This is a genomic window from Rhodococcus sp. IEGM 1354 (assembly GCF_030056855.1).
Taxonomy (GTDB): Bacteria; Actinomycetota; Actinomycetes; order Mycobacteriales; family Mycobacteriaceae; genus Rhodococcoides.
The window spans coordinates 1-238 of the sequence record NZ_JASHKT010000056.1 but is presented as its reverse complement, the minus strand read 5'-3'; the positions used below and the strand labels follow the sequence as shown (position 1 = coordinate 238).

At 63.9% G+C, this 238-nt stretch carries 1 pseudogene; it reads right to left on the bottom strand.

The features are described from left to right. Nucleotides 1-238: pseudogene (locus QM588_RS25625) on the bottom strand (glutamyl-tRNA reductase); the annotation flags it as partial.

Here is a 238-nt window from a genome sequence, read left to right as displayed (position 1 = left end):
ATCGAATCTGGCCGAGGATCTGCTGTTCTCCGATGACCATCGAGTGCAGGCCACTGGCCACGGCGAACAGGTGCTCGACGGCTGCCTCGCTGGACCGAACGTAGGCGTGCTTGGTCAGGTCGGCGATTTCGAGGCCGGAGGGCTCACCGAGAACTTCGCCGACGGCTGTCAGTGCGCCGTGGAACGCGTCCAGGACTGCATAGCTCTCGACGCGGTTGCACGTGGAGACCACCATGAC